The organism is Microbacterium longlingense (genome assembly GCF_058349825.2).
The window spans coordinates 113,897-126,325 of record NZ_JBYRJA020000006.1; the positions used below are offsets into that span (position 1 = coordinate 113,897).

The 12,429-nt window shown below is 68.6% G+C and carries 11 protein-coding genes and 1 pseudogene; 7 read left to right on the forward strand and 5 right to left on the reverse strand.

Going from position 1 to position 12,429, the window contains the following annotated elements; genetic code table 11:
* Positions 1 to 22 precede the first annotated feature (22 nt).
* Positions 23 to 736 (forward strand): YflT domain-containing protein, encoded by a 714-nt coding sequence (locus tag AC3RXY_RS10295; protein ID WP_491510826.1) that lies wholly within the window; start codon positions 23 to 25, stop codon positions 734 to 736.
* Positions 737 to 1,115: 379 nt separating this feature from the next.
* On the opposite strand, the gene AC3RXY_RS10300 is transcribed toward AC3RXY_RS10295, so the two are convergent.
* Together AC3RXY_RS10300 and AC3RXY_RS10305 are read right to left on the reverse strand one after the other, a co-directional pair.
* Positions 1,116 to 1,706 carry a sugar O-acetyltransferase gene (locus AC3RXY_RS10300; protein WP_491510827.1) on the reverse strand — a complete coding sequence of 197 codons (591 nt, stop codon included), beginning with the start codon at positions 1,704 to 1,706 and terminating at the stop codon, positions 1,116 to 1,118.
* 393 nt (positions 1,707 to 2,099) lie between these two features.
* Positions 2,100 to 2,708: a TetR/AcrR family transcriptional regulator gene (locus tag AC3RXY_RS10305; protein ID WP_491510828.1), complete on the reverse strand. Its 609-nt coding sequence runs from the start codon at positions 2,706 to 2,708 to the stop codon at positions 2,100 to 2,102.
* Between the two features lie 72 nt (positions 2,709 to 2,780).
* On the opposite strand from AC3RXY_RS10305, the gene AC3RXY_RS10310 reads away from it, so the two are divergent.
* From AC3RXY_RS10310 to AC3RXY_RS10325, 4 genes and pseudogenes are all read left to right on the forward strand, one after another.
* Positions 2,781 to 4,526, forward strand: a complete 1,746-nt coding sequence (locus AC3RXY_RS10310; protein WP_491510829.1) for a CocE/NonD family hydrolase — start codon at positions 2,781 to 2,783, stop codon at positions 4,524 to 4,526.
* Positions 4,523 to 5,317 carry a cyclase family protein gene (locus AC3RXY_RS10315; protein ID WP_491510830.1) on the forward strand — a complete coding sequence of 265 codons (795 nt, stop codon included), beginning with the start codon at positions 4,523 to 4,525 and terminating at the stop codon, positions 5,315 to 5,317. The genes AC3RXY_RS10310 and AC3RXY_RS10315 overlap by 4 nt, the downstream gene beginning before the upstream one ends.
* A complete protein-coding gene (locus tag AC3RXY_RS10320) occupies positions 5,314 to 6,123 on the forward strand; it encodes a beta-keto acid cleavage family enzyme (RefSeq protein ID WP_491510831.1) in 810 nt (269 codons plus the stop codon). Before AC3RXY_RS10315 ends, AC3RXY_RS10320 begins: the two co-directional genes overlap by 4 nt.
* A gap of 14 nt (positions 6,124 to 6,137) precedes the next feature.
* A pseudogene (locus AC3RXY_RS10325) lies at positions 6,138 to 6,388 on the forward strand (transposase); the annotation flags it as partial.
* A 63-nt stretch (positions 6,389 to 6,451) separates the two neighbouring features.
* Here the strand turns inward: AC3RXY_RS10325 and AC3RXY_RS10330 are convergent.
* Together AC3RXY_RS10330 and AC3RXY_RS10335 are read right to left on the reverse strand one after the other, a co-directional pair.
* Positions 6,452 to 7,882 carry an aminopeptidase P family protein gene (locus tag AC3RXY_RS10330; RefSeq protein ID WP_491510832.1) on the reverse strand — a complete coding sequence of 477 codons (1,431 nt, stop codon included), beginning with the start codon at positions 7,880 to 7,882 and terminating at the stop codon, positions 6,452 to 6,454.
* Between the two features lie 74 nt (positions 7,883 to 7,956).
* Positions 7,957 to 8,982, reverse strand: a complete 1,026-nt coding sequence (locus AC3RXY_RS10335; RefSeq protein WP_491510833.1) for an endonuclease/exonuclease/phosphatase family protein — start codon at positions 8,980 to 8,982, stop codon at positions 7,957 to 7,959.
* A 92-nt stretch (positions 8,983 to 9,074) separates the two neighbouring features.
* Between AC3RXY_RS10335 and AC3RXY_RS10340 the strand changes: the two genes are divergently transcribed.
* Complete coding sequence (locus AC3RXY_RS10340) at positions 9,075 to 9,944, forward strand: PHP domain-containing protein (RefSeq protein ID WP_491510834.1); 870 nt, start codon at positions 9,075 to 9,077, stop codon at positions 9,942 to 9,944.
* A 61-nt stretch (positions 9,945 to 10,005) separates the two neighbouring features.
* Here the strand turns inward: AC3RXY_RS10340 and AC3RXY_RS10345 are convergent, their stop codons facing one another.
* Entirely contained in the window at positions 10,006 to 11,532 is a 1,527-nt protein-coding gene (locus AC3RXY_RS10345) for a DEAD/DEAH box helicase (protein ID WP_491510835.1), read from the reverse strand.
* A gap of 150 nt (positions 11,533 to 11,682) precedes the next feature.
* Here AC3RXY_RS10345 and AC3RXY_RS10350 point away from each other — a divergent pair, with 150 nt between their 5' ends.
* Positions 11,683 to 12,393: a ferritin-like fold-containing protein gene (locus AC3RXY_RS10350; RefSeq protein WP_491510836.1), complete on the forward strand. Its 711-nt coding sequence runs from the start codon at positions 11,683 to 11,685 to the stop codon at positions 12,391 to 12,393.
* The last annotated feature ends 36 nt before the right edge of the window (positions 12,394 to 12,429 follow it).

The window sequence follows — 12,429 nt, forward strand, 5'->3', positions numbered from 1 at the left end:
CCCCGCGTGGGACAATGAATCCATGAGCATGCTGAACCCGAGCGGACCCCCCGCGCCCACCGGTGAGACGGTCCTCTCGACGCGTGACTATGCGGCAGCGCAGAAGGCGGTGTCGACGCTGATCGCGGCCGATGTCCCCGCCCGCGACATCGCGATCGTCGGTGAGGGTGTGCGCACCATCGAGCGGGTCACCGGTCGGCTCGGCTATGCCACCGCCGCGCGTTCCGGCGCGGTCAACGGGGTGCTGATCGGCCTGTTCCTCTCAGCGATCTTCGTGCTGGGGAATCCGGCTGCTCCGGTGCAGCTCTTCGTCGGAATGCTGTTCGTCGGTGTCGCGATGGGCATGATCATGAGCCTGGTGATGTACGCGATCCTGCGCCGCCGCCGGGACTACGCCAGCGTCACGCAGCTGGCGGCAGACCACTACGAGGTGACGGTCGCCGACGCGTCTTTCGGCAAGGCTCGCCAGGCGCTGGGCGCTCCGGCGACCCGGCCCGCACCGCGTCACTCTCCGGTGCTCGATGAGCCGCCGCGGTACGGCGAGCGGATTCCCGAGGGCGGTGTTCAGCCGGCCCCCGCTCCTGCGCCGCCCGTCGAGCCGGCGCCGCCCGTCGACGCGCCGGTGCCGGCTGCTCCTGAGCCGGCTGTTTCTGAGCCGGCCGGCGGTGAGCAGCCTGCACCGGCATCCGATCGCTCGGACCCGAACGACCTGCACGGCCCGTATCCCGGCCGCTGAGCGCTCACGCGCCCGGCAGATGAGCTCGAGCCTGGACCAATCCCGGTGCGCGGTGATGAATCGGATCATCTCGGTCGGCGGCGGTCGAGCTCCTGCGCCAAAATCACGCTTGCAGCCGCGAGAATCTCATTCGCCTTGCGTAGTTCAGGATTCTCTTTCTGCGGCCGCGTGATCTCCGGGGCCGCATCGGTCGGGGCGCCCGGCTTGACGGCCGCGTTTCCGCGAGTATCCGCAACGCCCGCTCACGCATCTCCGGCGAATACTCCGGTTCATCGTCTCCCATCCTCGCGTCAAGAACGGAACGAAAGTCAGGCCGACTCAAAGCGACAGATCCCGGCGCCCCTGACCCGCACTCATGTCGTGGCTCCGAGGGAGCTGCTCATTCGGTGGGACGGGTGCCTCGCGCGCGTGCAGGAGCGGCGGTGCCTGAAATCTCGCGAATAGGCCTGGCGGGGACGCCTGCGACGAGGGTGTTGTCGGGCACATCCTTGCTGACGACGCTGCCTGCTCCGACGATGGAGTTCTCCCCGATCGTGACCCCAGCGAGAATGATGGCCCCGCCTCCGATCCAGGCGTTGCGTCGGATCCGGATGGGGAGGGCTCGCTCCCATCCCGCTCGTCGTCGCTCGTGGTCCTCGATCGGGTGTTGGGCGGTCAGGAGCTGCACCCGAGGTCCGATTCTGACGTCGTCGTCGACTCGGATTGGCGCATCGTCCATGAAGATCGCATCACTGTTGACGAAGACGCGACCTCCCAGGCTGATGTGGGCGCCGTAGCTGCATCGAAATGTCGGCATCACTTCGCACGCCGGACCCAGATCTCCCAGGAGGTCCGTCAGGAGATCCTCCCGTTCCGAAACTCGGTCGGGGCCGAGCTGGTTCAGCTGGTAGATCAGTGTTGCGCATCGGCGCCGTGCCGCCTGAAGAACCTCATTGTCGAGATACCACGCGCCCGACAGCATTTCGCGCATGCCCTCATCGGCAATCGAATCCCGATCCAGCCAATCTATGCCACGATTCTGTCAGACCGAATTGGTGAACCAGGCAATTCCCGGCTGCGGTGCGGTGCGGTGCGGTGGGATGGGCGCTGTCTGCACTCGTGGTCGGCCCCTCGCCGTCGCGCGGATTGCGCATCGTCTCGGCGTCGATGAGCACGCCGGGCGGCATAACCGCTTCCTCGTGAGGTCTGGTTGAGGCGGGGGCACGGCCACAGGCCTTTCGGCGTCGGCGACGAACTCATCGCTCTGCCGGCGGAGCGTCGCCGGTGGCTCGGTGATCACACCGTCCGCTCGGTCAGCGCGTGGCGATCTCCACCTCTCTGCGACCGGGGCGACGCCCGCGAGAGCATCCGCTCTCGGGTCATGTCAGCCGCGCTGGAGCGTCGCTGACATGCCGCGAGCGATGTATCCGGCGATGTCGCGGCCCTGGTGGGGGAGTGCCTCGTCGCCGTTGACGAGCGCGACCCAGACTGCGTTCTGGCAGGCGCCCGCGAGGACCAATGCCTCGGCTTCGAGGTCGAGTGCCGTATCGATGATCCCGCGTTCCGCCGCGGTGCGAAGGTAGCCGTGGATGAGCTCCCAGATCTGCCGGGGGCCGGTTTTACGGGCGTTGTGAGCGTCCCGATAGCGCTGGAACATCGCGGCGTCGGTGAGCGCGCTGGCGGCGATGGGGTAGCTCGCTCGGTAGAAGTCGAGCGCGGCCGTGCACAGGTCGGTGAGGTCGCCGACAAGATCGCCGGACGGCTCGCGGGCGGCGACATGCTCGAGGTGATCGATCTCGGGCAGCCCGAAAGAGAGGACAGCGGCGATGAGGCCCCCCTTGTCGCCGAAATGGCGGAAGATCGTGCCCTCAGCGCAACCGGCCTCGGCGGCAACGCGTTTGGTGGTCAAAGCGGCGACGCCGTCGCGCCGGATGAGGTTCGCTGTCGCCGTCAGGATTCGTTCGCGGCGCTCCTCGACTGACCCCTTGACCATCGCACCACCATAACGCAATACTGGAACGGAAGTGAGTACTCACTTCAATTTTGACACGAAGGAGTGTGCAGGATGGAACGATCCGAGGTTGCCGACGGGATGCGGATCGACTGGAATGTGCCGGTCGCGATGGACGACGGGATCGTCCTGCGCGCGGACGTCTTCCGGCCGATCAGAGAAGGTCGATACCCGGTTCTGATGACGTATGGCCCATACGCGAAAGGCCTCTCGTTCGCCGATGGATATCCTGCCCAGTGGACGAACCTGATCGCCGATCATCCGGACGTTGCCCAGGGAACCTCCACCCGCTACGCGAACTGGGAGACGGCAGATCCCGAGCGCTGGGTCCCCGACAACTACGTCGTGGTCCGCGTCGACTCGCGCGGCGCGGGAATGTCACCCGGGTCGATCGACCCGTTCTCGGCGCGGGAGACCCGGGACTACTACGCGTGCATCGAGTGGGCCGGGGAGCAGAGCTGGAGCTCGGGCAAGGTGGGGCTGCTGGGCGTGTCCTACTATGCGATGAATCAGTGGCAGGTCGCGGCGCTGCGGCCCCCTCATCTCGCGGCGATCTGTCCTTTCGAGGGCGCATCCGATGTCTACCGGGACGGCACTCGGCACGGCGGAATCATGTGCACCTTCTGGACGCGTTGGTATCCGCTCCAGGTCACCAACGCGCAGTACGGCTTGGGTCGCAACGGCCGCGTCAGTGCCGTCACCGGTGAACCGATCGGCGGTGACTGCGAACTGAGCCCCCAGGAGATGGCCCGCAACCGCGTCGACATCAACCGTGACCAGCTCGACCATCCTCTGCTCGACGAGTACTGGGCCGAACGCCTGCCCGACCTCGCACGGATCGACGTACCTGTGCTGTCGTGCGGCAACTGGGGCGGCCAGGGGCTGCACTTGCGCGGGAATGTCGAAGGGTACCTCGGCGCCGGCTCCGCTCAGAAGTGGCTCGAGATGCATGGGCTCGAGCACTGGACAGAGTTCTACACCGACTATGGTCTCGACATCCAGAAGCGCTTCTTCGGTCATTTCCTGCACGGCCGCGACACCGGTTGGGGCGACCAGCCTGCGATCTCGATGCGCGTGCGCACGACGGACGGCTTCGTTGACCGAACGGCCGACTCCTGGCCACTGCCCGACACGACATGGACCCCCTTCCACCTCGACCTCGCTGCTGGTCGCCTCGCCACCGATCCGGTGGCGAGTGAGACGACGGTCGAGTTCGACGCGCTGACGGAGCAGATCGACCTCACCACCGAGCCGTTCCCCGCTGAGACGACGATCATCGGCCCGATCACGGCGCGCATCGCTGCATCATCGTCGACGGAGGATCTCGACCTCTTCCTCACGGTGCGACTCTTCCGGGAGGACGAGAGCGAGGTGCTCTTCGTCGGAGCCGTCGAGCCCCATGCGCCCGTGACGCAGGGGTGGCTGCGCGCCTCACACCGCAAGCTCGATCCGGCGCGCAGCGAGCCCTGGCGACCGGTGTACGCGCACAATGAACTCTTGCCGGTCACGCCTGGCGAGGTGTACGAACTCGACGTGGAGCTCTGGCCGACGTCGATCGTCATCCCCGCCCACTATCGTCTCGGCCTGACCATCTCCGGCCACGACTTCGATAACGGCCTCTCCGGCCCGCTCCCGAAGCTGTACGGAGTCGAACAGCGCGGATCATCCGTGTACCTGCACGACGATCCGGAGGACCGCCCCACCGAGCTGTTCGGAGGACGCACCACGATCCACGCAGGCGGAGAACACGACGCGGTTCTTGTGCTGCCGATCGTCCCGAACGGCGACGAGTCCCGATGAAGATCATCGACCTGTCGATCCCCACGGACGACACCACCCCCGCTGACCCGCCTTTCCAGCGCGTCCGCATCGACTACACCAGCCATGAGGAGGGCGCTCGCGAGCTCACGGCCCAGTTTCCCGGGCTCCATGTCGAGGATCTCCCCGACGGTCTCGGATGGGCGGTGGAGACAGTGACGCTGTCGACCCACAACGGCACCCATGTGGATGCTCCCTGGCACTACCACCCGACCATGGACGGCGGCCGGCGGGCCATCACCGTCGACGAACTGCCGCTCGACTGGTTCTTCCGCCCCGGGGTCAGACTCGACTTCCGCGACCGGCCCGACGGGCACATCGTGACAGCAGCCGAGATCCGAGAAGAACTCGATCGCATCGGCCACAGACTGCGACCCTACGAGATCGTTCTGATGAACACCGCCGCAGGCGCGGCCTTCGGACAGGATGACTACATCCATCGGGGGTGCGGATTCGGGCGCGACGCCACGCTCTTCCTCACCGACCAAGGCATCCGCGTCGTCGGAACGGATGCGTGGAGCTGGGACGCGCCGTTCCGTTCCACCCTGCGGCGCTACGCGGAGACCGGAGACGCCTCGATCGTCTGGGAGGGCCACAAGGCCGGCATCGAGGCAGGCTACTGCCAGATCGAGAAGCTTCACGGCCTGGAACAGCTCCCGGACACGGGCTTCACGGTCGCGTGCTTCCCCACCAAAATATCCCGCGCATCCGCCGGATGGACCCGGGCCGTCGCCATCATCGACAACTCCCCAGAGATCGGAGACTCTGAATGAGCGCAGTCATTCTCACCATCGCCCCGACCGGCCCGATCGCCACCAAGCGAGACAATCCGGATCTACCGACGCAGCCCAACGAGATCGCCGATGCCGTGGCCGAGGCGTACGAGCGTGGCGCGGCCGTGGCGCACATCCACCTTCGAGACGAGCACGATCGACCCACTGCCGACCTCACGATCGCCCGACAGACCGTCGATATGATCCGGGACCGGTGCCCGATCCTCATCCAGCTATCCACAGGCGTGGGGTTGTCGGTTCCCTTTGAGGAACGCGCCGCACTGGTCGAACTGCGCCCCCAGATGGCCACGCTCAACCCGTGCAGCATGTCCTTCGGGACCGACGAGTTCCGCAACCCGCCCGAACAGGTGGCCCGCCTCGCCGCCCGCATGCAGGACCTCGGCGTCAAACCCGAACTCGAGATATACGACACGGGACACCTCGACGAGTGCCTGCGCCTGCGCGACAAAGGCCTCATCACGGGCTCGCCCCAGTTCAGCATCGTGCTCGGCGTCCGAGGCGGAATGGCGGCGACACCACAAAACCTCATCACGATGGTCGACCGTCTGCCCGACGACGCCATCTGGCAGATCATCGCGATCGGCCGTTACAACCTCGAGCTCACCGCGATCGGACTCGCGCTCGGCGGCAACGCCAGAACGGGCCTGGAGGACACCCTCCACCTCGGCAAAGGTCAACTCGCCCCCGGCAACAACCCGTTGATCGAGCGCACAGCCCGCCTCGCTCAAGACCTCGGGCGCACCGTGGTATCCGCGGAGGAGGCACGACAGATCCTGGAGGTCTGACTGTTCGCCTCGCCGACGGGTTCATCGGGTTCATGACCGCGGCGGCGGAGGCGCTGCCTGATGCGGTCGAGGTCATGGGCCCGATCCACGTCGTCCAGCTCGCCGACGACGGACTCGACCGCGCCAGGCAGCGCGTCCAGCAGGCCGCTTCGGATACCGCGGCTATGCCGGCGATCCGCTCGATGGGTTCCGTCGCGCGCCCCACATCGGCGACGCATTCCTCACCGATCGGCAGCGCGCACGGGGCGACGTTGCGTTCGCCGCCGCCTGGCCGGATCGTCGCCGGGGTCACCGTGGCTGTGTCGATCCGGGCACCCGCACGGCCCACCTATCCGATCAGGCGCTCCATCCAGGCCTCGACGTCGTCGGCCGTGCGGGGGATGCCGGCGGAGAGGTTCTCCGGGCCGTCCTCGGTCATGAGGATGTCGTCCTCGATCCGCACGCCGATGCCCCGGTACTCCTCCGGCACGGCCAGGTCGTCGATCTGGAAGTACAGGCCGGGCTCGATCGTGAAGACCATGCCCGGTTCCAGCACGCCGTCGTAGTACATCTCGCGGCGGGCCTGCGCGCAGTCGTGTACATCCAGGCCTAGGTGGTGGCTCGTGCCGTGCACCATGTAACGGCGGTGCTGGCCGCCGCGCTCGGCGTCGAGAGCCTCCTGCGCGGTGACCGGCAGCATTCCCCACGCGGCGACGCGGGCGGCGATGACCTCCATCGCGGCCTCGTGCACCGTGCGGAACGGCACGCCGGGCCGAGCGGCGGCGAATGCGGCGTCGGCTGCCTCGCGCACCGTCTCGTACACGCGGCGCTGCACCTCGGTGAAGCGCCCGTTCACGGGAAGCGTGCGGGTGATGTCGGCGGTGAAGAGCGAGTCGAGCTCGACCCCGGCGTCGACGAGGATCAGGTCGCCCGGGACGACGGGGCCGTCGTTGCGCATCCAGTGCAGGTAGCAGGCGTGCGGGCCGGATGCCGCGATCGTGTCGTAGCCCTCCCAGTTGCCGTCCGCGCGTGCCCGCTGGTGGAACACGCCCTCGACCACGCGTTCGCCGCGCGGGTGCGCGATCGCGCGGGGCAGCTCGCGGATGATGTCGTCGAAGCCCGCCGAGGTGACCTCGACGGCGCGGCGCATCTCGGCGATCTCGAAGGCGTCCTTGACCAGGCGCAGCTCGGAGACGAAGCGGGTGACCTCCTCGTCCTCGCCGACCGTGCGGTCGTCGTCGGATGCGGAGAAGTCGTCGACGTGCGCGGTGCGGATAGCCAGATCGGCGGCGACCGTCTCGAGCGAGGGACGGGGGCCGGCCCAGAACTCGCCGATCGCGGCATTCGCGTAGAACTCGGGGGTGTCGCGCCCGGCGCGCTCGCGGAAATAGAGCGTTGCGGCGTGGCCGTCGTCGGTCGGTTCGAGCACCAGCACGGCGCCGGGCTCGGACTGTGTCTCCCAGCCGGTCAGGTGAGCGAAGGCCGTGTGGGCACGGAACGGATAGTCGGTGTCGTTGCTGCGTGTCTTCGCGTCGCCCGCCGGAACGACGATGCGCTGGCCCGGGAACGCTGCGGAGAGCCTCGCACGGCGTTCCGCGGCGAACGGTGCCTGCTCCCGGGCAGGCGGGAGCGTCTCGTCACGCTCCGCCCAGCCGGTGGAGATCGTGTCGAGGAAGCCCTGGGGGAACGGCTGGCGGCGGTTGCTCGCCACGGGCTTCGGTGCGTCGGCGGTGGCCTCGGCGGTCTCACCCGTGACGGTGTCGGTCTCTGCGGTGCTCATGCCCCCAGTCTCTCACCGCTGCGCCGGCGTCTGGCAGCCCGTGAGTCGCGGGCGCCGGACCGGGGCGATCGGGCTCAGGGAGCGGGGTCGAGCTGCACGACCAGGGGGCGGTGGTCGCTGTCGTTGCCCGCAGGGTCGAGCACGACCGCGCCGGACGGTGTCCAGTTGTCGGTCGCCATGACATGGTCGATGGGAGCGCCGAGCAGATCGGGCAGCAGCGTCGGCCAGGTGCCCCGAGCGCCGGCCCCTGCCTGGGCCGCGGCGTCACGGCAGTATCCCAGATCGTTGCCCTCGAGGCCCAGCGAAGCCATGTGGTCGATCGTGGCGTTGAAGTCGCCCGCGAGAATCACATCGCCTCCGGGACACTGATCGGCGATCCAGCTCAGATCTTCGCGCCACTGCGCGAGGTCGGTCGGGCGCGGTGCCACGGCGTGCACCGCGACGACTGTCGGCCCCTCGCCGTCCACCGGCATCGCCACCGCGCTCGGCAACTGGCCGGTGTTGCTCGACCCGTCGGCCGACGATGCGATCACCGCGTAGTCCCCGAGCTCGGGCGAGATCAGGATCGTCGTCTGCCAGGCGTCCGGTCCGCGCTCGATGTCGGGGTGGAACTGCACGTGGTGCACCCACATCGGATGCCCCTGATCGCGCAGCAGCAGCGCGATCTCCTCACCCACCTCGTCCGTGGTCTCGGGGAGCGCGACGATGTCGGCCTCCTGGGCGATCACCGTCTCGGCGACCGTCGCCGCGGAGACCTGTTCGCCGGCGGTGTTCCAGGTGAGCACCCTGATGCTCTCCGGCCCCTTCGCGGGGAGCGCCTCGTTGCCGAGCCCGCGCAGGGCGCCGACCGCGCCGGACGCGATCACGGCGAGGAGGGCGACGAGGGCGATCGAGACCGCGAACCCGCGCAGCGGCCGGATCAGCGCCGTCAGGAGCGCGAGCAGGAGCACGACGACGAAACCGATCGTGAGCAGGCCCCGAGCCGCGACGAGATGCGCGAAGGGGAACGTCTGCTCCAGCCGGAAGAACGACGGCCAGATCGCGATCGCACAGGCGATCGCGAACAAGACCGTCAGAAGGCCGCCGAGCAGTCGGAACACGTCATCGAGCCTAGGGCGTCGCGCCTGGGAGCGGGCTCCTGCCCGGGAGCAGAAGCCGCCGGAAGACGATCGTCGGCCGATACGATCGAAGGATGCCAGGAGCAGAACGATTCGAAGGTCCCAGCGATCTGCACCTGCACTCCAACCGTTCCGATGGTACGGAGGCTCCGGCAGACGTCGTGCGGGCGGCCCACGCGCACGGCATCCGCACGATGGCACTGACCGACCACGACACCACCGCCGGCTGGGCGGAGGCCGCCGCCACCACGCGCGCCCTGGGCATGACGCTCCTGCCAGGGGCGGAGCTGTCGGCGCTGGACGGCTGGCGCAGCGTGCACGTCCTGGGCTACCTCTTCGACCCGGCCGACACGGCACTCGTCGCCGAGATGAACCGGATTCGCGGCGACCGCGTCGGCCGTGCAGAACGCATGGTGCGCAACATCGGCCGCGACTACGACCTCACCTGGGATGACGTGCTCGCTCAGACCGGGGGAGATGCGACCGTCGGGCGTCCCCACATCGCCGACGCCCTCGTCGCGCGTGGTTTCGCCCGCGACCGCGGACACGCGTTCGCGGGCATCCTGCACCCGCGGGAGGGATACTACGAGTCGCACTATGCGCCCGACCCGCTCACCGCCGTGCGTCTGATCGACGACGCGGGCGGGGTGGCGGTCATCGCGCACCCCGCGGGGGCCGGCCGCGATCGGATGATGTCAGACGACCTTCTGGAGCAGCTCATCGCCGCCGGCCTCGGCGGCTTCGAGATCGACCACCGCGAGAACACCGCCAGCGGCAAGCACGCGCTCCGGGCGCTGGCGGCCCGCCATGACCTGATCCTCACCGGCTCGAGCGACTATCACGGCGCAGGAAAGCCTAATCGGCCCGGTGAGAACACGACATCCGACGCGATGGTCGCGCGCATCATCGACAGGGCCACCGGCACGCCCCCGGTCTTGCCCTGAGGGGAAACGCCGCGCGAACGGCCGTCGGAACACCGGGCGGCGGTCAGCCGCCCGGTGAGGTTCAGGCTCCGGCTGCGGGCGCTCCCGTGCCACCGCTGCCGCCACGCCGCCGACGCCGGCGGCGTGCGGGAGCGGGCTTGCCGTCGTGGTGCTCGCCGCCCTTGCCGTCATGGGTCCCGCCGCCCTCGAGGGGGCGGTCGGCGGTGTCGCCCTGGGCAGGGGACGACGAGGGTGCAGAGCTGTCCGCGGTCTCGCCGAAGGTCGAGCCAACGGTCGCGGCGTCCGCAGCGCGCCGGCGGCGGCGCCGGCGACGCGTCGTGCCCTCATCCCCGGCGTTCTCCGCGGCTTCCGCCGCCCGTTCCGGCTTCCGCTCGCGCGGGGGCTTGCGCTCCGCCGGCCGGGCCGGCGTCAACCGGCCCTTGGTTCCGGCGGGGATGTCGAGGTCGGCGAACAGGTGCGGGCTCGACGAATAGGTCTCCACGGGCTCGGGCTGGCCGAACTCGAGGGCACGGTTGATGAGGGCCCACTTGTGCAGGTCCTCCCAGTCGACGAAGGTGACGGCGATGCCGGTCTTGCCCGCCCGGCCGGTGCGCCCCGCGCGGTGGAGGTAGGTCTTCTCCTCGTCGGGGATCGTGTGGTTGATGACGTGCGTCACGTCGTCGACGTCGATGCCGCGTGCGGCGACGTCTGTCGCAATGAGGACGTCCTTCTTGCCGGCCTTGAACGCGGCCATCGAGCGCTCGCGCTGCTCCTGGCCCATGTCGCCGTGCACCCCGCCGACGTTGAAGCCGCGGTCGGTCAGCTCGTCGACGAGCTTCTGCGCTGCGCGCTTGGTGCGGGTGAAGATGACGGTCTTGCCGCGCCCCTCCGCCTGCAGGATGCGCGCGATGATCTCGTCCTTGTCGAGCGAGTGGGCCCGATAGATGATGTGCTTGATGTTCGCCTGGGTGAGGCCCTCATCGGGGTCATTGGCCCGGATGTGGATCGGGTTCGACATGAACCGCCGTGCCAGCGCGACGATCGGGCCGGGCATGGTCGCCGAGAACAGCTGCGTGTGCCGCACCGCCGGCACCTTCTGGAAGATCTTCTCGATGTCGGCGAGGAAGCCGAGGTCGAGCATCTTGTCGGCCTCGTCGAGCACGACCTCGGTGGCGTTGGACAGATCGAGCAGACGCTGCCCGGCGAGGTCGATGAGGCGACCGGGGGTTCCGACGACGATCTGCGCGCCGGCCTTCAGCTGCTCGATCTGGCCCTCGTATGCCTTGCCGCCGTAGATTGCGACGACGCTGGTCGAGCGCCCGGAGGTGAGCAGGTCGATGTCTTCGTACACCTGGACGGCGAGCTCGCGGGTCGGGACGACGATGAGCGCCTTGACACCGGGCTCCGGGTTCTCGCCCAGCCGCTGGACGACGGGGATGCCGAAGCCGAAGGTCTTGCCGGTGCCGGTCTTGGCCTGGCCGATGATGTCCTGCCCGGGAAGGCCCAGGGGGATGGTCTGTTCCTGGATGGGGAACGCATCGATGATGCCCTTGGCGGCCAGTGCGTCCACGATGTCCTGGTCGACGCCGAGCTCAGAGAATGAGGTCATGTGTTCATGCCTGTCCGGCGGCCGTGCCGCCTCGATAACGGATCCACGCCGTTGTCATCTCGAGGCGCGGGGCTCCCGCTCCGATGGCGGGATGAGCCCAGCCTACCCGAGCGACAGCGGCCCACAGCGGAGCGCCGGTAGGCTGATCGGGTGGTGAGGTGGTTCTGGCAGCGCAGAAGACCCGGTCGCACGTTCCAACTGCGGGCACGGGGCGACGCCGGCGACGCCACGCGCGTCGCGTTCGCCGAGCTCGTTCCAGACACCGAGACGTTCCTGGGCCAGGCGGCGTATCTGCAGCTCGGCTATTTCGAGACCCTCACCCGGCTGCTCAGGGCAACGCCCGATCTGTCCGAGAAGGAGACGCTCTCCCAGGCAGCAGCCGCGGCGCTCACCAAGCACCAGGCGATCGTGTCGATCATCCGCGAACGCGGTCTGGATCCGCTGGAGATCATGCTTCCGTTCCGGGAAGAACTGGACGCGTTCCGGGGCAAGACCCTCGGGGCGCGACCGCGCGAGACGCTGCTGTCCGTCTACATCACCGCCGGCATGCTGGACGACTTCTACCTGGCGCTCGCCAAGAGCTCCGGCGACACCGGGCGCAAAGTCGCCAAGGCGCTCGCCGCCGACGACGCTCGCGAGGAGATCGTGGCGATCATCAACGACACCATCGCGAGCGATGAGGAGTGGCGCTCGCTGCTGTCGATGTGGGCGCGGCGGCTCGTGGGCGACACGCTGCTCGTCGCCCGGGCCGCGTTGCGGCGCCGGCTGGACGCCGAGGACGAGAAGCAGGTCGAGCCGGTCTTCACCGAGCTCATGGGCGCGCACGCACGCCGGATGGACGCGATGGGGCTGGCGTCCTAAGACCCGCGTTCTCGCGGGCGGTGCGGTACTTCCTGC